We start from the raw sequence: 22,993 nt of genomic DNA on the forward strand, positions 1-22,993 counted from the left end.
AAAACACCAAATGCCTTATCAGCCTCAAGTCGCTCATATCGCCTCTTGATTCTGATTTGCTAAGATGGTATCTACATAGTCTAAGTATTACCATTTACGAAAAAATAAGCTGAGCAAAAAGCCCAGCCTATCTTGTTATTCACAATTAAGTTTTTATAGGAGATAAAAGCAAATCCCTCTAAATCTTCCTTTAATAAAGGGAGACTTCAAAGCAAAATGCCATGATATTGTTTAGCGCTTAATGAGCCTCATCCCAGTTCTCACCAGTATCTGTCTCAACCAATAGCGGTACGGCAAAGTCGACGTCCCAACCTAATTGTTTGGCGGTATCGTTCAACACGCCTTCCATGGCAGTCTTGATTAAAGCACTAATCTCATCGGTCTTATCCGCGTCCACTTCAAACACCAATTCATCATGCACTTGCAATAGCATCTTGGCATTTTCTTTCGGCAACACTTCGTCTACCGCAATCATCGCCAGCTTAATGATATCCGCAGCGCTGCCTTGCAGTGGGGCATTAATGGCAGCACGCTCAGCGGCTTGTTTGACCATGCGATTGCTATTGTTTATATCTGGCGTATACAGCTTACGGCCTAAGATAGTCTCAATATAGCCATGTTCATAAGCGCCAGCGCGGGTGTCTTGCATATACTGCTGCACGCCCGGATAGCGGCTGAAGTATAACTTGATATAGCTTTGCGCCTCATCGCGGGTCATTTGCAGCTGCTTGGCGAGACCAAAGGCGCTCATACCGTAGAGCAGTCCGAAGTTAATCGCTTTCGCATTACGACGTTCTGTAGAGCTGACATCCTCGACGGCTTTGCCCAACACTTCGGCAGCAGTAGCCGTGTGAATATCGAGACCTTCGTTAAACGCGCGAGTTAAGTTAGCATCGCCTGAGAAATGCGCCATCAAGCGCAGCTCAATTTGCGAGTAATCCGCAGCTAAGATGACGCGACCTTCCGGAGCAATAAATGCCTGACGGATTAAGCGACCTGTGGCGGTACGAATCGGAATATTCTGTAAGTTGGGATCTGTAGAGGACAGGCGACCAGTACTGGTCAGCGCCTGATGATAGCTAGTATGCACGCGGTCAGTCTCAGCATCAGCCACGGCATCGAGCGCATCGGTATAGGTATTCTTTAGCTTGGCCAGGCTGCGGTACTCTAAAGCAATATCGACCAGTTCGTGGTCTATTTTTGACAGTACGGACTCAGAGGTCGAGTACTGGCCCGACTTCGTTTTCTTACCACCTACGACACCGAGTTTATCAAACAGCATTTCGCCCAATTGCTTAGGAGAGCCTAGGTTAAACTCTTCATCTGCGACTTGATAAGCGCGTTTTTCTAAAGCGATAATCTCTTCGTCAAAGCGTTTGGACAGTTCGTTTAAGAAAGGACGCTTAATCAAAATGCCATTGGCTTCCATCTGGCACAAGATTTGTGCCGTCGGAATTTCTAACTCATGCAATAGACGTGAGTTGGTAGCGTCGTCTTTAAGCTTGCTACTAAATAACTCAAACAGTTGCCAAGTAATATCCGCATCTTCACAAGCGTAGTCACTGGCGATATCGATAGCGACTTGATCAAAGCTCACTTGCTTCGCGCCTTTACCGGCTACGTCTTCGAAAGTGATCGTTTGCGTGTGGAGATAATGGCGGGCGAGGTCGTCCATGCCATGACGGGTAATCGCCGCATTAATCACGTAGCTGGCGAGCATGGTATCCATTGCCCAATTATTCGGCGCAATGTTTAGGTCGATGCCGTATTTGCTTAACACGTGGGCATCATATTTTAAATGCTGCCCGATCTTGCCAATCTTTGGATTCTCTAAAATAGGTTTTAGGGCTTGCAATACAGTATCGCGATCCAGCTGTTTTGCAACGAGTTCATCTCCTTCTAGCGCATGGGTTAGTGGCACGTAATAAGCTTCATGCGCTTCTACCGCAAAAGACAAGCCTACCAACTCGGCCTGACGCCAATAGACACTGGTGGTTTCGGTATCGATGACGAATTGCTCAGCGTCTGCCAGTTTAGCAACCAAAGTCTCAAACGCGGGCAGGTCTAAAACGGTATGCCAAGCCTTGTCATGGTGCTTGCTGTCTTTGACGTGTTCGATGATTGACGCTTGTTTTTGGTTTTGCAGCGTTTTGGCAATCTGCGCTTGCGATTCGCTAGCGGCCTTACTGTTATCAATGCTATCGCTGCCGTTTTGCACATTAGACGGGTGGTTTGGATGGTCAAGCGAGGCCAGTTCGTTTTTAAATTCCAACTCGCTATACAGCTCTCGCAGATCGTCTATGAATTGACAAGGGTCGGTATTCACCCGCAGGTCTTCCCAATCTTGACCGATATCTAGGTCGGTGACGATGGTCGCCAGTTGCGAGTTCATGGGGATATCGTCAGCGTGTTCGATTAGGTTCTTACCCGCGCGGCCAGAGATTTTATCCGCATGCTCTAAGATACCGCCTAGACTGCCATATTCATTTAGCAGTTTTTCTGCGGTCTTTTTACCGATACCAGGCACGCCTTTGATGCCGTCAGAGGCATCACCCATTAGCGTTAGATAGTCGACCATTTGCGTGGGCTTGATACCAAACTTTTCGATGACCCCTTGTACGTCAGTAATTTTACCGGTAAAGCTGTCTTCTAAAATCACGCAGTCATTGACCAACTGCGCCATGTCTTTATCACCGGTTGAGATGACGACGTGGTGGCCTTCGGCGACTGCCCGTTGGGTCAGGGTGCCGATAATGTCATCGGCCTCAGCGCCTTCGATACGCAATAGGGGAATACCAAGCGCACGCACCAAACGATGAATGTACGGAATCTGCTCAGCGAGCTCAGTGTCCATCTTCGGACGGTTGGCCTTATATTCAGGGGATAACGCATGGCGAAAGGTGGGGGACTTAGTATCAAAACACACTGCCATATGGGTCGGATGATAGCGGCGCATCAATTTCAACAAAGCATTCAGTGTGCCGCGAATTGCGTTGGTCATCAGCCCTTGAGTCGTCATCATCGTCTTCGGCAGCGCGTGATAGGTGCGGAATAAATAATAGGAGCCATCGACTAGGATAAACGGCGGCGTGTCTTTATTCACGTGGGATGTGTCCATCATCGCCACATCTGGCATGTCTGAAAACTTTGGCATCACATTGGGGTCAAGCGCCGCGTGTGAAGTATCGGAAGTGCTAGTAGAAATATCGTCAGTCATAGAGAGCGTCACTTAGCAGTTATGAGGATTGTTATAAGATAAATAAAGAAAGAAAGGATAGCGCTAGTAGTCTTGCGATAGCTAAAAAATAATCAAAAGAAAAATTCAAATAATATGAGTTTATTATAACGAAAATTTTGCGCCCTGCCCGAGAGTTTGCCGTTGCGTTTTGGTTGGCGAAATATGGGGGAGGTAGTAGTCAAGGTTGGTTTTATGGCGGAGTAGGGTGGTGTTAACGAGAGCGTTTTATATTAATTCTATAAACGTTAAAAAGCCCAAACTATCGCTAGCTTGGGCTGTTAATCTGTTGTCCCTACTTGAGAATCTTATGTTTTTCAAAGTATCTGATTTTCAAAGTAGATAGTGCTAACTGAGCGATAGGACTATTTAACTTCTGAAGTCACTTCTACGTCCACGTTACCACGAGTGGCTTTCGAATACGGGCAGACTTCGTGAGCTTTTTCGACCAAGCTTTGGATTTCATCAGCAGACAAATCCGTGTTTTCAGCGATAACGTGAATTTTAGCCCCAATGTTATAGTCGTGCTCGCCACCAGACAATAGCTCGACAGTGACTTTGGCGGTAGAGTCAAACTTTACGCCTTCCATTTGCTTGACGACACCGAGGGCGCCATCAAAGCAGGCCGCATAGCCCATGGCAAAAAGTTGCTCAGGGTTGTTGCCGTCTTTACCAGAACCTGGTGCTACCATATTGATGGTCAAATCGCTGTCTTTTAGACTAGCGCTACCGGTACGACCACCAGTGACTGTGGCTTCTGTTGCGTATAATGTTTTCATAAGGCATCCTTGTTTTGTTTATATTAATAAGCATTTTATAAAGTTAAAAGAAGTTGCGGTGTTTATTATCACCCAATTCACTATAGCAGATAAATACCTTGGTAGCGTTTTTTACCCGTAAGCAGATGCTAAGGGTTTGTAACTTTTTTTCTGGCGGCTAACCTAAACATCTTCTGCAAGCCCCCCCTAAATCCGCTACAATACGCCCACTTATTTCTCTTATTTTTAATCGGTTGCCGGCATTCTAATTCCGATTGCTTACCTTTTATATTGTCATATTACAGTTGAAGCCATAAATTATGAGCGTAGATCAAAAGACCTTAAATGCGGAAGTGGCCAAGCGCCGTACCTTCGCTATTATCTCGCATCCCGATGCGGGTAAGACCACCATGACCGAAAAACTTCTGCTTTGGGGCCAAGCGATTCAGGTCGCTGGGGAAGTCAAAAGCCGCAAATCAGACCGTCATGCCACCTCGGATTGGATGAGCATGGAGCAGGAGCGTGGTATCTCGATTACCACTTCGGTCATGCAGTTTCCTTATAAAAACCATGTGGTCAACCTCCTCGATACTCCAGGTCACGCCGACTTCTCAGAAGATACTTACCGTACCTTAACCGCTGTAGACAGCGCGTTGATGGTGATTGATGGCGCGAAAGGGGTCGAGGCCCGAACCATTAAACTGATGGAAGTCTGTCGGATGCGCGACACGCCTATCATTTCTTTTGTCAACAAACTGGATCGCCAGATTCGTGATCCGCTCGAGCTATTGGATGAGATCGAGACTGTCCTCGGCATTAAGTGTGTGCCATTAACCTGGCCGGTGGGTATGGGTCAAGATTTCGTCGGCGTGTATAACCTGACGGAAAACAAAACTTATTTCTATACCAAAGGTCATGGCGGTGAGATTATCGCGACCGAGACCCGCGAAGGTTACGACTATCCTGATGTGCGTGAGCGCTTGGGCAATTTGGCTTTCGCGGCATTTGAAGAGTCGTTAGAGCTGGTGCAAATGGCATTAGAAGACTTTGACGCAGAAGCTTTCTTAGCGGGCGAGATGACCCCGGTGTTATTTGGTACCGCTCTTGGTAACTTCGGTATCGATATGGTGCTCGATACCTTGATTCAGTATGCGCCGCCACCGAAAGATCACCCGACGGAGCAGCGCGAAGTGCTCGCCAAAGAGACGGATTTTACGGGCTTTGTGTTTAAAATTCAGGCCAATATGGACCCGCGTCACCGTGACCGCGTAGCTTTCTTACGCGTGTGCTCAGGGAAGTACGAAAAGGGTATGAAACTCAACCACGTCCGCCTCGGTAAAGAAGTGCGTATCTCGGATGCGTTGACCTTCTTAGCAGGCGATCGTGAGGCGCTAGAAGAGGCCTACCCAGGGGATATCATCGGTCTGCACAACCATGGCACTATCAGTATTGGTGACAGCTTCACCTCAGGTGAGACGCTCAACTTTACGGGTATCCCGCATTTTGCGCCAGAGCTGTTCCGCCGCGTTATCCTTAAAGACCCGCTGAAATCAAAAGCCTTGCAAAAGGGTCTGCAGCAGCTCTCTGAGGAGGGCGCAACGCAGGTCTTTATGCCACAGATTAATAACGATTTAATCTTGGGCGCCATCGGTGTGCTGCAGTTTGAAGTGGTCGCCCATCGACTCAAAGAAGAGTATAAGGTTCAGTGTATCTTTGAGCCGGTCTCCATCGCTACCGTGCGTTGGATTCATTGTGACGATGAGATTGCTTTAGCGAAATTTAAGCGTAAAGCCCATGACCAATTGTCTCTCGATGGCGGTGGCTATCTGACGTATCTAGCGCCGTCACGCGTGAATCTACAGTTGATGATTGATCGCTATCCGGAAGTGACGTTTAGTAATACGCGTGAGCATTAAGATTTAGCCATCAACCATTTAAGGTGGTTATGAGATAGTTTTTAGTAAGAGAAGAAGGCACGCTGATTAGCGTGTCTTTTTTTATAGCTAGTCCTATTAACCTCAGTATCAACATAGTTTCAACAATGATTTAGGCTGAGATAAGCTATGATTAAATGGGTTGTAAAATAACTTAGCCGCTAGTTTTTAGGCAATAGCCCAGCTTTTTAATGAATAATAATCGTGAATAAGGATTTCGCTATGTCAGCTCGCCAATGGCAGCTTACGCCCTCATTTATTACCTCTACTCTTGCTCGGCAGGCTAAAAGACTGGGCGCTCCTATGCTTATGGCTATGAGTGCTAGTACGGTGCTCCCTGCGCAGGCGGCCACGCTGATTTATAATACGGATTACTTAGAATACTCCTTGCCTGAATCGGTCAGTGAAGCCTGCTTAAGCAAAGACAATTGCCCTGAGGTTCACATTCAGTATCTAGCCACCAATCACGCTTGGATGAATACTATCGTAAATGATTTGGTGAATGAGATCGCTACGGATGGCCGTGATATGAGTGCGCCGGCTAGCGAGAGTGTTAAGAGTAAGCCCAAAAGTGCAGCAGCGGTAAAGACCTCGTTAGATGAGTTTACCCAGTCGCAGATGGCGGATTTGCCAGCGGATAGTATGTTGCACTACAGCATTGATGTGCAGCCTGAGTATCTTGGACATGTGGGTGATTTTGAACTGTTTGAGGTGAGCTCTTATCTGTATTTAGGCGGGGCGCATGGGATGCCTTATGTCGAATATGTCTTGCTAGATAGCCAAAACAAACGGCGCTTAGGTTTGGATGATTTGTTGATTGCGGCAGCAAAGCCTAAGTTTGAGGCGCTGGCCTATGACGCGTATAAAAACTGGGTTAAAGACTTTACAAATGATGTGGCAGAATATGAAAAAAGCTGGCCTTTTAGTATGACAGATAATGTGTCGCTGAACGATCAAGGCGTGGTATTAAAGTATCAGTCTTATGCCATTGCCCCGTACGCTTCTGGACAGCCTGAATTGGTTATTCCTTATAATAAATTGGCGGGAGTACTCAGACCACAGTATTTATCGGCTTATCGTTAGACGCTATTTTACGCCTTAGCGCGGCAGCCAGTGAGTTGCAAAATAGCCACTGGTGAAACAATTAATCGTAGTTAAACTACTAGTAAAACATTAGCAAAATACTAGCAAATAGATAAAATTAATGACAATAGAGTTTGCACATAATAGGAGAGCGTAGATGGACAACCCGAGTAATAATTCGACGACAGATAGCGGCCCTAATGGGAACAATGCAACTGTGCAGTGGCAATTGAATGCCTTAACTGAAGCCTTAGGGGATTTGACCCTAAGTGTGACCGACAGCTTGTCCATTGGTCGCGGCTCAGACAATGACGTGGTCTTAGGCAGTAAGCAAATTTCACGCAATCACGCCTTATTAAGCGTGCTCAATGGTCAACTTTATCTTAAAGATTTGGCCTCTTCAAATGGTACTTTCGTTAATGACAATCAAATTGAAGCCAATAAATCTAAGCTGTTAAATGCTGATGATAAAGTCAGTTTTGCGGCCTTTAGTTTTGCGGTAGCGCCAGCGCCAACAGCCGCTTCTGTGTCCGATACAGCGCCCGTTGTGGCAGAGACCACCCAAGATACGCCAGAGGGCTTAGCTGAGCCAAGCGTCACCACTGAGAGCGCCTCTGCTGTTGATGCAGACCCCGTAACGAGTGTGAGTCAAGACTCTGTGGCTGCTAGCGAGCTGCCTGTCGCCGCAGATATGGGCAATATCCCTGCCCAGGATGCAGTCGCTAAGCTGGATACTGCTCAGATCGATAATACTGTTGCAGATAGCAGTGCTACTGACTCGGACAATGCTAGTTTGAATACCACGCCAGACCCTGTAGCTAGCGAACCTGAAGTATTAGAGTCCGTGTTACCACCAGTGCCTTTAGAAGCCTTAAGCTCAGTAAACGTTGACTCCATTTCTGATAATAGTAGGGAGGCGCAAGAGGCCGGTGCTGACACCGCAGAGACGATCTTACAACAGCCTGTACAGCCTTTACAGGCCAATCTAGAAGCCAGTCCAAGTAGCTCTACTGAAACGTCTTCAGCGGCCTTAGAGACGGATACTGTGTCAGACACTGCACCTGTGGTAGAGAATGATACTGCTGAGATTATAGAGACAGATGCTGATGTCGTAGATAGCTTTGACACTGTAGAGGAATCAGTTGCCGCTAAACCCACTTCTGTTGCGCCGACACCGGTATTAGCAGAGTCCTTGGCGTCAAAACCAACGGTCTCTACGGAAGCTGAACCAGTAGTAGAACCTGAACCAGTAGTAGAACCTGAACCCGTAGTAGAACCTGAACCCGTAGTAGAACCTGAACCAGTAGTAGAGCCTGAACCCGTAGTAGAGCCAGTAGTAGTAGCTGAGAAGGCATTAACAGTCACAGAACCAACCGTATCTGAGCCCGTACAACCCGAGCCCGCCTTAAAGCCTAGCGAGCCGTCACAGGAGAGCACCATGCCTACTAAAGATATGTCTGACCCGTCTGTCAAAGACCCTCATGATAAAACCACGACGACCGAGCTGCAGCAGGAAGCCGATCCCGATGTATTACGTGCCAAGCAAGCGGCTACCAGCCAGTTATCTGGGACTGCCAACTTAGGCAATCCTAAAGATTTGGGCACTACTGGCAATAATGCGATGGATCAGGCAGTGACCAATACCGCCACCCATTCGGATATCCATAAAAAACCAAGTGGCGGTTGGTTTATTTGGTTATTTATTGGCTTAATTATCCTAGGAATCGCTTTATGGATGTTCAACATGGGTGGCGTGGGTGGCTAGTTACTAGGTAAATCCAGTTAAGCGCCTGTTAATAGATAAAAAAATAGGGGATAGTGATAATTATTATTGCTGTCCCTTTTTTGCCCTCTAAGCCTTGTAGTATTTGGCTCTACGTGATTTTAATAGTTGTAAAAACGAGGCTAAAATTGATATTTCTCAAATTAATTTAAAATAAATCGCAAATAGGGGTTGTGTTTTAAATTATATTTGATAGAATACTCCCCACTTTGAAGCAACAAGCCGACTTAGCTCAGTTGGTAGAGCAACTGACTTGTAATCAGTAGGTCGCCAGTTCGATCCCGGCAGTCGGCACCATCTTCAAAGTAGCTATTTTAAATAGCCCGCTTTTTAAGTAAAGCAAAAACTTAAGTGATTGGTTATAATCAAAGAAGCCTTATGGCTTTGCGAAAACTAGTTACTTAATCAGGTGGGGTTGGGGAGCGGTCAAACCCAACAGACTGTAAATCTGTCGCGAAAGCTTCGAAGGTTCGAATCCTTCCCCCACCACCATTTTTTATCTGATTTAAGTATTTTACTTAATCTACGACTTAGACCTCCAACTGACGTCTAAGGGTTAGAATCAGAAACCTGCTGAAACTACATGGCTTTGCGGGTGTGGTATAATGGTAACACCTTAGCCTTCCAAGCTAATGACGCGGGTTCGATTCCCGCCACCCGCTCCACTAAATATACATCAATACCTTCTCAATAATTTTGCTGAGGGATTTTTTTGTATAATTATTAGCACGATAGTCTACTCTTTATGCTCATATAGCTCAGCGGTAGAGCACTCCCTTGGTAAGGGAGAGGTCTCGAGTTCAATTCTCGATATGAGCTCCAATTTTGAATAGAGTAAATAAGAAGGTAGCACATCTGTGTTGCCTTTTAGTGCTGTCAGTTAGTATATAATCAGCTCATCTATAAGCGTTGTTTTATCTATAACTTGGATTAAGTAAGATAAAATAGGCTGAAAATTCAGCAGTTTGTAAGTGCTAAAAGTTTATAAGTAGTACCTTTATAAGTAGTAACAAAGAAAAATTTAGAAAAACCCCCTAGTGTATAGTTTGTTTATAGTAGGGTGAGGCCGTAGCGATGGCAAAATAGAGCCATCTCTTATTAATGAACCGTTAATTAATGACAACGAAGTCTTAGAGTTGAATATCGTTAAAGCCGATACTGCACAGTGATATATATCACTGGTGACCGCAAGCAAAGCTTTATACGATAGCCGCTTCTAAACTTTTAATAACAGAAGGATATACCCATGGCAAAGGCCAAGTTTGAACGTCTAAAACCACATGTCAACGTCGGTACCATCGGACACGTTGACCATGGTAAAACCACTCTAACTGCTGCTATCGCAACAGTAGCTGCTAAAACTTCTGGCGGCGAAGCTAAAGACTACGCAGCTATCGACAGTGCCCCTGAAGAAAAAGCTCGTGGTATCACGATCAACACGTCACACGTAGAATATGACACACCTACGCGTCACTACGCCCACGTCGATTGCCCAGGTCACGCCGATTATGTTAAAAACATGATCACTGGTGCAGCCCAAATGGACGGCGCTATCCTAGTAGTATCTGCTACTGATGGTCCTATGCCACAAACCCGTGAGCACATCTTGCTATCACGTCAGGTTGGCGTACCATACATCGTTGTCTTCATGAACAAATGTGACATCGTTGATGACGAAGAATTGCTTGAGCTAGTAGAAATGGAAGTTCGTGAACTTCTATCTGACTACGACTTCCCAGGTGATGACACGCCAATCGTTAAAGGTTCAGCAACTGAAGCCCTTAAAGGTTCAGACGGTCAATACGGCGAGCCAGCGGTTGTAGAACTGCTTAACATCCTAGACACTTACATCCCTGAGCCTGAGCGTGACATCGACAAAGCATTCTTGATGCCTATCGAAGACGTATTCTCAATCTCTGGCCGTGGTACTGTTGTAACAGGTCGTGTTGAGTCTGGTATCGTACGTGTTGGCGACGAGATCGAAATCGTTGGTATCCGTGACACTCAAAAAACCACTTGTACTGGTGTTGAGATGTTCCGTAAATTGCTAGACGAAGGTCGTGCTGGCGAAAACTGTGGTGTGCTACTCCGTGGTACTAAGCGTGAAGACGTTCAACGTGGCCAAGTACTAGCTAAGCCAGGTTCAATCACTCCTCACACTAAGTTTGACGCTGAAGTATACGTACTGTCGAAAGAAGAGGGTGGTCGTCACACACCATTCCTAAACGGCTATCGTCCACAGTTCTACTTCCGTACTACTGACGTAACTGGCGCAATCCAATTACAAGACGGTACTGAAATGGTAATGCCTGGTGATAACGTTGAGATGGGCGTAGAGCTTATCCACCCAATCGCTATGGACAAAGGTCTTCGTTTCGCTATTCGCGAAGGCGGCCGTACTGTAGGCGCTGGTGTTGTTGCTAACGTTCACGCGTAAGTCATAACCCTAAGCTAAACTAACGCTAACCGAGCAATTGGTTATTCGTTAGCTAAAAAGCCGTTCTCTTTGTTGAGGGCGGCTTTTTTTATTGTCTTCTATTTAGTGCTAAATCCCTCCCTAACCCTGAGTCAGGAAACAGTAAAGGTTTGGGGAACCTTTACCCTGACGCAAGAGAAAATCTATGATTTTCTGTCAATAGCTAATCTCTGTTAAATAAAGGAAAAAATCCCTCCCTAGCCCTCCCTTTTTAAAAAGGAGGGAAAAAAAGCGTATATCTTTAAAGGGGTAGAGGATTGCTGTTTTGAAGTCCCCCTTTTCCAAAGGGGGATTTAGGGGGATTTGCAGTTTCTCTGTCCTACGCGAGCACAGTTCTGTCCTGACTCAGAGATTTAGGGAGATGTGCAGTCCTAATATATAATAAAACCAACCCAAAACTCTTTATCAACAATGGCCTTACTATGAGCCCAACTATTCATATTCAGCAATACCAAAAACACGAGTCATTACTCAAAAGAGAGATTAACGTGATTCAGGCCGTCGCTGCAATAGAAGCGCAAGTGCAGCCGTTAGATGCTTGGGCGGAGCAAGCAATCACTGACTTACTTAGCCAAGATATCAATAAGCTGCTGCTAGCTATCAAAGACAAAGAGGTGGTGGGCTACTGCCTTTATCAGCAGCTGTTTGAGCAAGGAGAAATTTTCCGTATAGCAACCCATCCTGACCATCAACGTCAGGGTATAGCGGCGCAATTGCTCAGTAAGTTATTTGAAGTATTAAAAGAGCAAGGAGTAGAGAGCTTATTGCTAGAAGTGCGAGCAGATAATGAGCCTGCGATAAGATTGTATGAACGCTATGGCTTTGCAGTCATTCACGAGCGTAAAGACTATTATCAAGCCGCCAACCAAGCTGCTATGGATGCTTTGATTATGTCGTGTGATTTAAAATATTAAGATAAGCGCTATTTTAAGACAGTTGCTATTCTTAGATAACCGCTATTAAGAGCTACTTTTTCTGCAAAGGTGACTCCGAAAAGGTATCAATATCGTAGCGGGGTATCGATTGGCAGTTGGCCAGTTTCATTTGCTCTAACTGAGAAAGGCGGTTGGTCAATTGCACAATCACGGTATCCAAGCTGCGTTGTTGCCGCTGAGCTTGCTCGAGCTTTTCCGTGATCGTCACGATTTGCTCATCAACATTCAAGGTGCCGTCGTAATAGTCATTAAAGCTGCCGCGCATTTCAGTCAATTTAAATCCAACCGTTTGCGCATCTTTGATGGTTTTAATCCTATGAATACACTCAGGATGATACTCACTATAATGGCGCGAGCCCGCTTGGCGTTTGCGCGACTTTAATAGTCCCAACTGGTCGTAATGGCGGATGGTATCTTTGGTAGTGCCCGCCTGCTTAGCCAGCTCACCAATGAGTAAGTAATGGACCTCCGTGTGCATAGTTTGCTCCTATTGTGTGGCCGAAACCTATCTTTCTACGACGGTTTTATAGATATAAGGGGTTAAGGGGTGCTGAGTACTGGTCGTTATCCGAATGCTGCCACAAAAATTACAGCCAGTCATTCTGCCGTAGTTTTAACGACTCCAGCGTCTATTAGCGACATTTGGCTTGCCAAGCGAAATAAGTAAGTAAAGACTGACAAGCTATGGGGTCGAAGTTGTTGGCTTGCCAAGAGATGCCCTGCTGTGGGGTCAATTTAGGAAGTAATTCTAAAAATTGCTGCCGCTCTAAAGTCTGTGCGCCCAAGCTGAGCAAATGTGGGTTGGGCAATTGACAGTCTATCAAAGGTATATCGCTATAGTCACACAAGCGCATCAAAGCCCAAAAGGCGACTTTAGAGGCATCAGTGACAGTATGAAACATCGACTCACCAAAATAGATGCTGCCTATTTTTAAGCCATAAAGCCCACCGATTAATTGTCGACCTTCGCCGCTATTATCGTCCCGTTGAGTATCTGCACCAGCAATACTATCATTAATTTTGTCAGTAGTATTATTAGTAGCTTGCCACACCTCAATACTGTGAGCGAAGCCCAACTCATGTAGATGCAGATAAGCCTCCATCATCTCTTCATGAATCCAGGTATCCTGCGCATAACTGCGCGGTAGACTACAATTTTGAATCACCTCAGCAAACGCTTGGTTTAAGGTAACTTGCCACTGTGCATTTTTTGCCGTACGCCGCAGCGATTTGCTCGGTTGATACTCACTAGGGGCTATGACGCAGCGGGGCTCAGGGCACCACCAAGCGATAGGCTCATCGTCATTAAACCAAGGAAACATGCCTTGGCAATAGGCCGATAGTAGGGTAGCCGGCGCTAAATCTGCGCCCATGGCAATCAGTCCCGAATGCTGCGGGTCGGCGGCAATGGGGTTAGGAAAGTCATAATGGTTGCTGGCCAGAATTTGTGACAGCAGGGTCATAAGAGCCCTCTTAATTTAACGGGATAACGTCTGTAAATGGGTGATGACTGCTTAACTTTTAAGGTAGTAGTCCTTGGTCATAAGCACTGACGCAAAAGGCTGCCTTATAAAAGACAGCCTCTCTATTCTAACGGATTATACCAACGAATTTTCAGGGCGTGTCCTCAATTGAATCATGAGGCTAAAAGTGAGATAGATTTTTGTCAGTCCATGGAAATTTTGCAGAGAATATGAGCATATTGTCTAGAAATTTTCGCAGAGTGACGAAAATATAGCCAGTTTTAGTCCATTACACGCTAGTGTTGTTAATTGAGGACACGCCCTAGTTATGTTATGTGCATAAAAATAGGCTTATCAATCGCTAACGGGCACTACTGGGAGCAAATAATGCCCCATTAACTCGCTCACATAATTAACCCTGCATAATTATCATAGGTATTGAACGGTACAGCTTAGCTATTGGCCGCTTGATCGGCAGTCAAAGTAGAAGCATAGGTATGATCTTTGGCGACAGTTTCACCAACAGCATCCAGATATTTTTCAGCATCTAGCGCCGCCATACAACCAGTACCGGCTGAAGTGATGGCCTGACGGTAGACGTGATCAGCCACATCACCACAAGCATAAACGCCTTCGATGCTGGTCTGGGTAGCATTGCCGGCTAGACCGCTTTGTACCACGATATAACCGTTTTTCATTTCAAGCTGGCCGGCGAATAAATCTGTATTGGGCTTATGACCAATAGCGACAAATAGACCGTGAACATCAACCTGTTTGGTGCTGCCATCTTGGGTAGATTTTATGATGACGCCATTGACGCCCATCTCGTCACCCACCACTTCTTCGACGGTTTGATTCCACTCGATAGTGACGTTGCCATTTTTAGCTTTTTCAAACAGTTTATCTTGGAGGATTTTCTCCGAGCGTAGGCTGTCACGGCGATGGATTAACACCACTTCAGAAGCGATATTGGATAGATAGAGCGCTTCTTCAACGGCTGTGTTACCGCCACCGACGACCGCGACCTTTTGATCTTTATAGAAGAAACCGTCACAAGTGGCACAGGCTGAAACGCCAAGGCCTTTAAATTTCTCTTCAGACTCTAGTCCCATATATTGGGCAGAGGCACCAGTAGCGATAATTAAGGCATCGCAAGTATAAGTGCCATTGTCGCCTTGTAGTTTGAAAGGACGCTCAGTCAAAGTCACGCTATTCACATGGTCATAAACCAATTCAGTACCGAAACGCTCAGCATGGGCTTTCATACGCTCCATAAGGTCAGGGCCAGTCAGACCGTGCGCATCGCCAGGCCAGTTATCGACTTCTGTAGTAGTGGTCAGCTGACCGCCGACTTGCATGCCCGTGACGATGACCGGTTTTAAGTTAGCACGCGCCGCATAAACGGCAGCAGCGTAGCCGGCAGGACCTGAACCTAGGATGATGAGTTTTTCGTGACGTGGGGCCGTATCTGACATAAAAATTCCTTATTATTAAATGAATACTGGTTACTGAAAAAGGTCTTTGACTAAAATTCGGGTAAGTATACCCGTTTAAAATAGGGGTAGGGTTATGCCTACTTAAACGCCGTAGTAATAGCCAACTGGGCAAAGTATTTATAAACCTAAACCCAGAACAAGTTATTAGCATGGCCGCACTAAATTTTAAGCTTTTTAGTCGCAAGAGGGTTCAATATACAATGCTACTACCATAAGGGCAGTGAGACCAAATCACAAGTGAGATTAAGTCATCATTGGTATAAGTGCAGTTGATAAACAGCGCTCAAAGGGCTAGCTTTAGCTCTCTGTAGCCAATCTTGCGTAGACTGCCTATAGTGTGTAGCAAATTTGCGATTATTGGGCCTATCGTATTAGCTAAGCGCCCCTAGTATTTGTTACTATAGAGCGCTCGGAGTACTATGATCGTCATCCTGCCCACCTGCGCTGATTCAGCCACGCAGCGTCGTCCTCTATCGGCTCCTCATAACCCTTACTACCCTAATACCCGTACGACAATTAAAGGTGACCATTCGTGACATTTGCACAAATTATAGAGTATGTCAAAAAAGGAATATTTACAGTATTGGGGCTATTTTTAGCCTTGTACTTGTTTGTAATTTTGGTGACTTATTCGGCAAACGACCCCAGCTGGTCGCATATCAGCAGTGATATGACCAGTATTAATAATATGGGCGGAACGACGGGCGCATGGTTATCTGACCTATTTTATGTCTTTTTGGGGTGGGGGGCATGGTGGCTATTTGCCTTTTTAGTTTATGAGACCGTGCTGCTATGGTGGGAGAGACGGCCTACTTTTGGCTTGCTAAGGCTGGTCGCCTATATTTTCTTACTGCTAGCGGGCAGCGCGCTATTCACGCAAATCAGTGCGCTATTGCAAGGGGCTACAGAAGGCACTGCGATCGCTGGTAAAGCGGGCGGCATCATAGGGTTAGAGTTGGCCACGCGGTTAGCGCTATTGATGACTACTATCGGCAGCTTAATTTTCCTATTGGTATTCGTGCTTATTACGATGACTTTTGCCTTTAATATTCATTGGCTTGAGCTATATCAAGGTTTGGTGGGCCGCGCTTGGCTCGGCTCTGGCGTCAAGGCGAATGACGATGCTATCAGCTATGATGACGAAAGGGCAGCTGCTGATGAACAGATTGCAGCAGACCACGCCGATAACCATGATTTTGATGAAGATAGCCTAGTGGATGATGACCATAAACATGGGCAGCTGCCATTACGTATGCGTGCGCCAATAGTGGATGAAATTAATAAAGATAGTGCAGACAGCACAGACAATTCGACCGCTAGCGCTCCGCAAACAAGTGGCCGTGCTAGCATTACAAATGTGCTTAATGACTTCTTAATGAAATCAGGTTTAGGCGCTAGTCTCAAGGAACAATTGCAAGCAGAACAAGAGGAGCAAGAAGCGGCTACGGCGGCTAATCTGGCCAATGTTACTGTAACCCCGAACGCTACAGATGAACCAACTTCTTTAGACGAGACTCCGTTACAGAATACGCAAGATACTGAGGATAATAAGCCGGCACCGGTAGCTGAAAATGTAGCTCCCGTCATTGTGAAAAAAGTAGAGCCCAGCTTTAAATGGAATAATGACGAAACCGTATCGTCGCTGTTAAATTCTAATAGCAGTGCGGCCAGTAATGTCCATGCCCATGATGCGCCCGCTACCCAAGAGCAACCAGAAGCTGCGGACTTGGCCGCTGCATCAGCCATCACGATTGTACCTGCGGTAGCTTCTGTCGTTGCTGCCACTACAGCGACTGCCACCACTTCGACAGCTCCGCAAACATCAGTTCCGCAAACACCTGAGTTGAGCGCGCAGGCTGAAACAGCGCCCGTGGCACAACCAAGCGCAGCAGTGGCAGCCGAAACCGTTCAAGAACCAACCGTTAATGAGGTTGCAGAAGATTTAGCGACCACCACGGAGACGCCAACGGCTGTTAGTGTGGATGCGTTGGCAGAGTCGTGGTTGTCCAGTACTGAGACTGAAGGATTGGCAGCCGATTGGGAAGCGGATAAACCGAAACCTGCAATTATAGATACGCTGGCTCCGGCTGCGTTGGCCGCTACTCAGATAGCCGATAGCGTGGCGACTCCTACTCAGACGGTAGCGAACCCAAAGGCTCAGCCTATTGAGTCTACTGAAGCGCCGGTAACCGCTCGTGCAGCTGTTGTGGAGGAGTCCGTTGGGTTAAATGGGTTCGATATGACGCCCACTAACACTCCGCCGGCGAACCCTAAAGAGCCACCTACCGCTATAGAGCCGGCTGCAGTAGCAGCACCTAGACCTACGGTGAGCTTTGCAGTGCCTGAAAACGGAGCTAGCAATCATATTGAAGATATGGTGCCAGAGGATGACGTTGCGACGTTACCCGCGATTGAAGATGATGCGGCTTATGCGGGCAGCTCGCGCTCTATGCAGACGGCCAAATATCGTGCAGGGTTAACCCCCATTCCAGAGCTGTCCATTTTGGATAAGCCGGACCCTGATCGTAAGCCCAGCTATACAGAAGCTGAGCTAGAGCAACTGTCAGAATTATTAGAAATAAAACTACAAGATTTCAATGTTAAAGCGGAAGTGAAAAACGCTATTCCTGGCCCGGTCGTTACTCGGTTTGAGGTCGAGCTAGCTCCCGGTATCAAGGCCAGTAAGGTTACTGGAATCTCGCGAGATTTGGCGCGCTCGCTGTCTATGGCCTCATTGCGCGTGGTCGAAGTTATCCCGGGTAAGCCTTATATCGGTATTGAAGTACCGAATAAAAAGCGTGAGATGGTGCGCTTAATTGAGCTATTAACCACTGAAAAGTACCAAGACCCGAAAGCACAAATTAGCATGGCGATGGGTAAAGATATCGGTGGCAATCCTATTATTACGGATCTTGCCCGTGCTCCGCATATGTTGGTTGCGGGTACGACCGGCTCGGGTAAATCAGTTTTGGTGAACTCGATGTTGCTATCGATGCTGCTGAAATATAAGCCTAGCGAATTGCGCCTTATCCTGATTGACCCGAAACAGTTAGAGCTGGCCAACTATAATGACATTCCGCATCTATTGACGCCGGTAGTGACGGATATGACTGAGGCGGCGAGCAGCTTGTCTTGGTGTGTCGCCGAGATGGAGCGCCGTTATCAACTGATGAGCTTGCTCAAAGTGCGTAAGCTGGGTGAATTCAATAAAAAAGTCATCGCGGCTGAAAAAGCGGGCAATCCTATGATTGATCCATTATGGCGCCCCAATGATAGCGTCAGCATTAGCCAAGCGCCAAAGCTGAAGACCTTGCCTATGATTGTCATCGTCGCGGATGAGTTTGCCGATATGATTATGCAAGTCGGTAAGCAAGCGGAAGAGCTGATTACACGTCTAGCACAGAAGTCCCGAGCGGCGGGTATTCACTTAATGCTGGCCACTCAGCGTCCGTCAGTCGATGTCATCACCGGTCTGATTAAGGCGAATATTCCCGTGCGTGCAGCGCTACGTGTGAACTCAAAGGTCGATTCGCGGACTATTCTAGATGCTGGCGGGGCAGAAGATATGCTCGGGAATGGTGATATGCTATTCCTAGGCCCAGGACAGATTGAGCCCGATCGTGTGCATGGGGCTTATGTCAGTGATGAAGAGGTCAACCGAGTCTGTGATGCTTGGCGTGAGCGTGGTGCCCCGGACTATATCGATAATATGGCGAGTAACTTTGAGTTGTCTAGCCCAAGCGATACGAGTGGCAATAATTCAGGCGAAGATGACAACCTCTATGATGAGGCCGTCGCTTTTGTGCTAGAGACCCGTAAAGTATCTGCGTCTAGTATCCAGCGCAAGTTTAGCATTGGCTATAACCGTGCTGCGCGTATTGTCGACTCGATGGAGGAGGCAGGACTGGTCAGCTCGATGGGTAAGAGTGGTAAACGGGAATTACTAATGTAGCATTTATAGAAAGTTAGAAAATTTTGTGGCTAATAAAAAAGTGGGTTACTGTTAAGTAGCCCACTTTTTTTATTCTCTATAAGACTAGTGCTGTGCCAGACGGTTTGTACTGGAATATTGCTGTTACCATAGAGGACAACCTCCGCACTGGCAACCATTTAAAACATATAGTTGGGCTAAAGCGCCAGCCTACAAAAGCCAAATCTTGCACAGGTTAAGTCTTACACAGGTAAAGTAAGTTAGCGTAGGCTGGGTTTTTAACCCAGCACTTACAGATATTTCAAACCTATAGCTGGGCTAAAGCCGCAGCCTACAAAAGCTAAATCTTACCTAAGTTAAGTAAGTCAGCGTAGGTTTGGTTTTAACCCAGCACGGTCTAAGCCTAACCTTCTTGCAGCTGCTCAGTAAGCTCAACCGCCTGCTCAACCAACTCACTAATAAAGCCGATACTGTCAATCAAAGTGGCTTTATCTGTTATATCCACACCGACCATCTGTGCCAACTCAGCTGGAGTTTTTGAACCCCCGGCGCGCAATACCGCTAGCCAATCGTCGATGACGTCTTCACCATTGCGCAGCTTTTTAAACAGTTGCGTGGCGATACTCAATCCAGCGCTATAGGTATAGGAATACAAGCCTAAGTAATAGTGGGGCTGGCGCATCCAAGTGAGGGCAGCATCGTCATCAATCTCTACCGTATCGCCCCAGAATTCCTGCAAGGTAGCCTTTTTCAGCGCATGTAAATCTTCGGTACTGAGGTTTTTGCCGGCATCGACAGCGCGGTAAACTTCACGTTGGAAGTGGGCTTCTAAGTAATGGGTGACGAAGTTATGGTAATAAGTATTGGACAGTAGGGAAGCGATAACGTAACGCTGAAAAGCCATATCATCTTGCTTTTGCTGCAATAGATGATGGCCTAGGAGCAGCTCGTTACAGGTAGAGGGCGCTTCAATAAAGTAGAGCGAGGGCTCATAACTGAGGTAGTTTTGCTGCTGACCGGCATTGTAGAAATGGCCGGCATGACCGATTTCGTGAATAAGGGTGAAAACGTCGCCCAAATTCTCTGTCCAAGACAGCAAGATATAAGAGTGCTCGCCATAAGGGGAGGCGCAGAAACCACCGGTACTCTTGCCTTTATTTTGCGCAAAGTCATACCAACGTTCGCTAAATGAGCGCTTAACCATAGCTGTGTAATCGTCGCCCAATAATGTTAAGGCGTCTACGCAATAGTCTCTGGCCTCATCAATGCTGACCTTGGCGACAAAATCCGCATCAAGCGGGACCTTTAAGTCAGCAAAGGTCATTTTGTCGATACCATTGGCCTTTTGTAGCAGACGGGCATAACGGCGCATCGGTTCGGCTAAATGGCTCATTATCGTATCGATATGCTCATCGTACATGGCGCGAGGGATTTTTTGCTCATGCAGCAAGTAATCAAATACGGAGTCAAAGCCGCGCATATCGGCAAGGATTTTCTCTTTTTTTACCTGAGCTAGATAATCGCTAGCAATGGTGTGCTGCGACTGACGTAATTGGTCTGAGAACGCTTTAAAAGCGGCACGGCGAAACTCAGTACGTACATCGCTTTCGTACTCATTTTCGAAGGTAGAAAAACTCAGCGGGTAAGTTTTGGTATTGCCTGTAGAGTCACTAACTGCAAAATCTGAAAAGCTCATATCGGCTAATTTGCACTGCTCATAATTGTTATAGGGCAGTTCTAATACCGGCGATAAAGAGATTAGCGCGGTCTCAACATCTAAACTTAGGGTATACGGTTTTTCCGCAAGTAGGTCGGTTAAAAATGCTTCGTATTTAGCGTTGAGTTCGATCGCTTGTTTTAGTAGCGACTCGTCGGCTTGTTTCAACGTTTGCAAAACAATGGTGGTTTGGCTATTCAGTTTGGCGACACGCGAGTCGAAGTCTTGCGCACGAATTTGCAGCTCGCTATCGCTCATATCGACGGCACTTTGCGCCCCGGCATAAGTACCTGCTTTGGATAGAATAGTGAGATAGTGCTCATACACTTCTAATAAATTAATAATGTCAGGGGCATCGGTCAGCGCCAGCATCTTCTCACTGCTAAGTTGCTCCGCCAAGGTAGCCGCTTGCTCTAGGTCAGCATAAAAGTCTGCAGGCGTGGGATAAAGGGCGCTCATATCCCAAGTCAGTTCGGTAGGCACGTCTTTACGTAGCGGTAAGGCTTGTGGTTTGCTAGGTGTCATTGTGTCTGACGTATTGGCAGTAGCTTCGCTCATAATTTTCCTTATTAGATTCTGTTTTGTTAACGGAGTATGGATAGTTAACAGGGTAGCTTGATTTCACTTAATGTAATGGCCTATTATTTATTTTTCATTCATTTATTGTCAGCACTGACGGCTAGTTTTCGGCTTCCCACCAGGCGTCAGTCGGCAATTTATCTAGGGTAAACACTTCGCCAACGCGCGGCGTTGCCAGTTTAATTTGTTTATCCATGGCTACTTGCGTATTGCCTTTTGCCACCGCTTGTTTGATACGGCGCACGGGGTCACGCCAATGATGGGTGGATAAGTCAAACTTACCCCAATGTATAGGTAGAACGACTTTAGCTTGTAAATCAAAGCCTGCTTGCGCCGACTCTTCGGGCAGCATATGCACATCACGCCAGCGCTCGTTATAGGCACCATCCTCCATAAAGGCAATGTCAAACGGGCCATAACGCTCGCCAATATGGGCAAACTCACTCGAGTAGCCACCATCACCGCTAAAGTAGACGTTTAATGTCGCCGATTGTACGACCCAACTGCCCCATAGCGTAGTACGGTGGCCTTTGATGCGGCGGCCACTAAAATGGCGGGTGGGGGTAAATACTACCCGTAACGCATCTTCTGTCAGTGAGGTATCCGTAGGACTTGCTTGAGAGGGTTCAATACCAGCAATCTGCATATCTTCGTACCAATCAAACTCGCTAATCATATTCTCCGGCACGCCCCAACGCACTAAATGAGCTTTCACGCCGAGTGGCGCATAGAAGTGGCCGGCTTTATTCTGCTGCATCAGCTGTTTAATAGCTTTGTGATCGAGATGGTCGTAATGATCGTGCGAGATAAGCACGACGTCAATGAAGGGCAGGTCGGCCACCTTAGGCGCATGGGTCATAGCAAAGGGCTTACCGCCAATAGGCGCAGGCGAAGCACGATGAAATACAGGGTCGGTGATGATGGTTTTGCCTGCTAAGCGAAACAGGACAGTGGAATGGCCGAGCCAGACAAACTCACCTTCGGCTAGAGGCTGCGTCGTTAGGGTCAATTTATGCGCGGTTTGTTGCTTCCCACTAGTTTGAGGTTTGCCCAATCGATAACTAAAAATAGGGTGGCTAGGATTTTTGCCTTTTGGCGGAAATAGGAACTGCTTAAGAATATTGCTTTCTTCTGATGAAACCCCATCGGTGACATCATCAATATCTAGCGTGGTGGCATGGGTAGGTACCAAATTGACGAAAGTTTCGCCATTAAAGTGCTTTGAGGCTTTAATTCTGGCTAAGGTTTCTGCGTCGGGTCTACCGCCAAAGGTAGGTGCGAGCTTGAGAAATAGCCAAGTCCCTACGCCTATAACCACCACCAACGTGACGATAAAAATAAGGAGCCACTTCACTATCAGCAACAGCAAATAAATCATCAATTAAGTCCTAATAGAATAAGTAAACCAGCGCGTATTCATCGCTTAATGAGGGTGAGAGTAGTCATTTGAAACAGCAGCAATAGTTTTAGCCCAGCTGCTCTATATTAAACCAGGGTGAGATAAAATTTGTATGACTTCGGGATGGCTTTGAGGGGAATTAACTGATGTTGCTATTAAAGTGTGACACTAGGCAGTATTTTATGCATCGCAATAATTCCATAA

General features: G+C 46.6%; 13 protein-coding genes and 4 tRNA genes. 10 read left to right on the top strand and 7 right to left on the bottom strand.

Annotation, left to right across the window (positions count from 1 at the left end; all coding sequences use genetic code 11):
- Positions 1-238: 238 nt before the first annotated feature.
- A complete protein-coding gene (gene polA / locus ACZ2XM_RS11085) occupies positions 239-3,217 on the bottom strand; it encodes a DNA polymerase I (RefSeq protein WP_490611143.1) in 2,979 nt (992 codons plus the stop codon).
- 383 nt (positions 3,218-3,600) lie between these two features.
- Complete coding sequence (locus tag ACZ2XM_RS11090; protein ID WP_490589829.1) at positions 3,601-4,014, bottom strand: Ohr family peroxiredoxin; 414 nt, start codon at positions 4,012-4,014, stop codon at positions 3,601-3,603.
- Between the two features lie 299 nt (positions 4,015-4,313).
- Here ACZ2XM_RS11090 and ACZ2XM_RS11095 point away from each other — a divergent pair, with 299 nt between their 5' ends.
- The 9 genes from ACZ2XM_RS11095 (at position 4,314) to rimI (ending at position 12,183) form a co-directional block, all read left to right on the top strand.
- Entirely contained in the window at positions 4,314-5,909 is a 1,596-nt protein-coding gene (locus tag ACZ2XM_RS11095) for a peptide chain release factor 3 (RefSeq protein ID WP_490589828.1), read from the top strand.
- 240 nt (positions 5,910-6,149) lie between these two features.
- The gene (locus ACZ2XM_RS11100; protein ID WP_490589827.1) at positions 6,150-7,010 is read left to right on the top strand and encodes an RsiV family protein; all 861 of its coding nucleotides are present in this window, start codon (positions 6,150-6,152) and stop codon (positions 7,008-7,010) included.
- A gap of 157 nt (positions 7,011-7,167) precedes the next feature.
- Entirely contained in the window at positions 7,168-8,775 is a 1,608-nt protein-coding gene (locus tag ACZ2XM_RS11105) for an FHA domain-containing protein (protein ID WP_490589826.1), read from the top strand.
- A gap of 239 nt (positions 8,776-9,014) precedes the next feature.
- Positions 9,015-9,090, top strand: a tRNA-Thr gene (locus ACZ2XM_RS11110).
- 111 nt (positions 9,091-9,201) lie between these two features.
- Positions 9,202-9,285 (top strand) — tRNA-Tyr (locus ACZ2XM_RS11115).
- 99 nt (positions 9,286-9,384) lie between these two features.
- Positions 9,385-9,458 (top strand) — tRNA-Gly (locus tag ACZ2XM_RS11120).
- 82 nt (positions 9,459-9,540) lie between these two features.
- Positions 9,541-9,615, top strand: a tRNA-Thr gene (locus ACZ2XM_RS11125).
- Positions 9,616-10,039: 424 nt separating this feature from the next.
- Positions 10,040-11,230, top strand: a complete 1,191-nt coding sequence (gene tuf, locus ACZ2XM_RS11130; protein ID WP_490610537.1) for an elongation factor Tu — start codon at positions 10,040-10,042, stop codon at positions 11,228-11,230.
- Positions 11,231-11,691: 461 nt separating this feature from the next.
- Positions 11,692-12,183 carry a ribosomal protein S18-alanine N-acetyltransferase gene (gene rimI / locus ACZ2XM_RS11135; RefSeq protein WP_490589340.1) on the top strand — a complete coding sequence of 164 codons (492 nt, stop codon included), beginning with the start codon at positions 11,692-11,694 and terminating at the stop codon, positions 12,181-12,183.
- 52 nt (positions 12,184-12,235) lie between these two features.
- On the opposite strand, the gene ACZ2XM_RS11140 is transcribed toward rimI, so the two are convergent.
- The 3 genes from ACZ2XM_RS11140 to trxB form a co-directional block, all read right to left on the bottom strand.
- Positions 12,236-12,682 carry a MerR family transcriptional regulator gene (locus tag ACZ2XM_RS11140; protein WP_490589339.1) on the bottom strand — a complete coding sequence of 149 codons (447 nt, stop codon included), beginning with the start codon at positions 12,680-12,682 and terminating at the stop codon, positions 12,236-12,238.
- A gap of 154 nt (positions 12,683-12,836) precedes the next feature.
- On the bottom strand, positions 12,837-13,667 hold the full coding sequence (locus ACZ2XM_RS11145; RefSeq protein ID WP_490589338.1) for a leucyl/phenylalanyl-tRNA--protein transferase: 831 nt from the start codon (positions 13,665-13,667) through the stop codon (positions 12,837-12,839).
- 452 nt (positions 13,668-14,119) lie between these two features.
- Positions 14,120-15,142: a thioredoxin-disulfide reductase gene (gene trxB, locus ACZ2XM_RS11150; RefSeq protein WP_490589337.1), complete on the bottom strand. Its 1,023-nt coding sequence runs from the start codon at positions 15,140-15,142 to the stop codon at positions 14,120-14,122.
- Positions 15,143-15,695: 553 nt separating this feature from the next.
- Here trxB and ACZ2XM_RS11155 point away from each other — a divergent pair.
- Entirely contained in the window at positions 15,696-19,115 is a 3,420-nt protein-coding gene (locus ACZ2XM_RS11155) for a DNA translocase FtsK (protein ID WP_490589336.1), read from the top strand.
- A gap of 382 nt (positions 19,116-19,497) precedes the next feature.
- Here the strand turns inward: ACZ2XM_RS11155 and pepF are convergent, their stop codons facing one another.
- Complete coding sequence (gene pepF, locus ACZ2XM_RS11160; protein ID WP_490589335.1) at positions 19,498-21,369, bottom strand: oligoendopeptidase F; 1,872 nt, start codon at positions 21,367-21,369, stop codon at positions 19,498-19,500.
- A gap of 121 nt (positions 21,370-21,490) precedes the next feature.
- Positions 21,491-22,768 (bottom strand): MBL fold metallo-hydrolase, encoded by a 1,278-nt coding sequence (locus ACZ2XM_RS11165; RefSeq protein ID WP_490589334.1) that lies wholly within the window; start codon positions 22,766-22,768, stop codon positions 21,491-21,493.
- Between the last annotated feature and the right edge of the window lie 225 nt (positions 22,769-22,993).

This window comes from Psychrobacter sp. CoH-33_TS_01 (assembly GCF_058189395.1).

What these genes read in the sequence shown, in the direction of transcription:
- polA (WP_490611143.1), bottom strand. Translation starts at nt 3,217, where the DNA reads ATGACTGACGATATTTCTACTAGCACTTCCGATACTTCACACGCGGCG.
- ACZ2XM_RS11090 (WP_490589829.1), bottom strand. Translation starts at nt 4,014, where the DNA reads ATGAAAACATTATACGCAACAGAAGCCACAGTCACTGGTGGTCGTACC.
- ACZ2XM_RS11095 (WP_490589828.1), top strand. Translation starts at nt 4,314, where the DNA reads ATGAGCGTAGATCAAAAGACCTTAAATGCGGAAGTGGCCAAGCGCCGT.
- ACZ2XM_RS11100 (WP_490589827.1), top strand. Translation starts at nt 6,150, where the DNA reads ATGTCAGCTCGCCAATGGCAGCTTACGCCCTCATTTATTACCTCTACT.
- ACZ2XM_RS11105 (WP_490589826.1), top strand. Translation starts at nt 7,168, where the DNA reads ATGGACAACCCGAGTAATAATTCGACGACAGATAGCGGCCCTAATGGG.
- tuf (WP_490610537.1), top strand. Translation starts at nt 10,040, where the DNA reads ATGGCAAAGGCCAAGTTTGAACGTCTAAAACCACATGTCAACGTCGGT.
- rimI (WP_490589340.1), top strand. Translation starts at nt 11,692, where the DNA reads ATGAGCCCAACTATTCATATTCAGCAATACCAAAAACACGAGTCATTA.
- ACZ2XM_RS11140 (WP_490589339.1), bottom strand. Translation starts at nt 12,682, where the DNA reads ATGCACACGGAGGTCCATTACTTACTCATTGGTGAGCTGGCTAAGCAG.
- ACZ2XM_RS11145 (WP_490589338.1), bottom strand. Translation starts at nt 13,667, where the DNA reads ATGACCCTGCTGTCACAAATTCTGGCCAGCAACCATTATGACTTTCCT.
- trxB (WP_490589337.1), bottom strand. Translation starts at nt 15,142, where the DNA reads ATGTCAGATACGGCCCCACGTCACGAAAAACTCATCATCCTAGGTTCA.
- pepF (WP_490589335.1), bottom strand. Translation starts at nt 21,369, where the DNA reads ATGAGCGAAGCTACTGCCAATACGTCAGACACAATGACACCTAGCAAA.
- ACZ2XM_RS11165 (WP_490589334.1), bottom strand. Translation starts at nt 22,768, where the DNA reads ATGATTTATTTGCTGTTGCTGATAGTGAAGTGGCTCCTTATTTTTATC.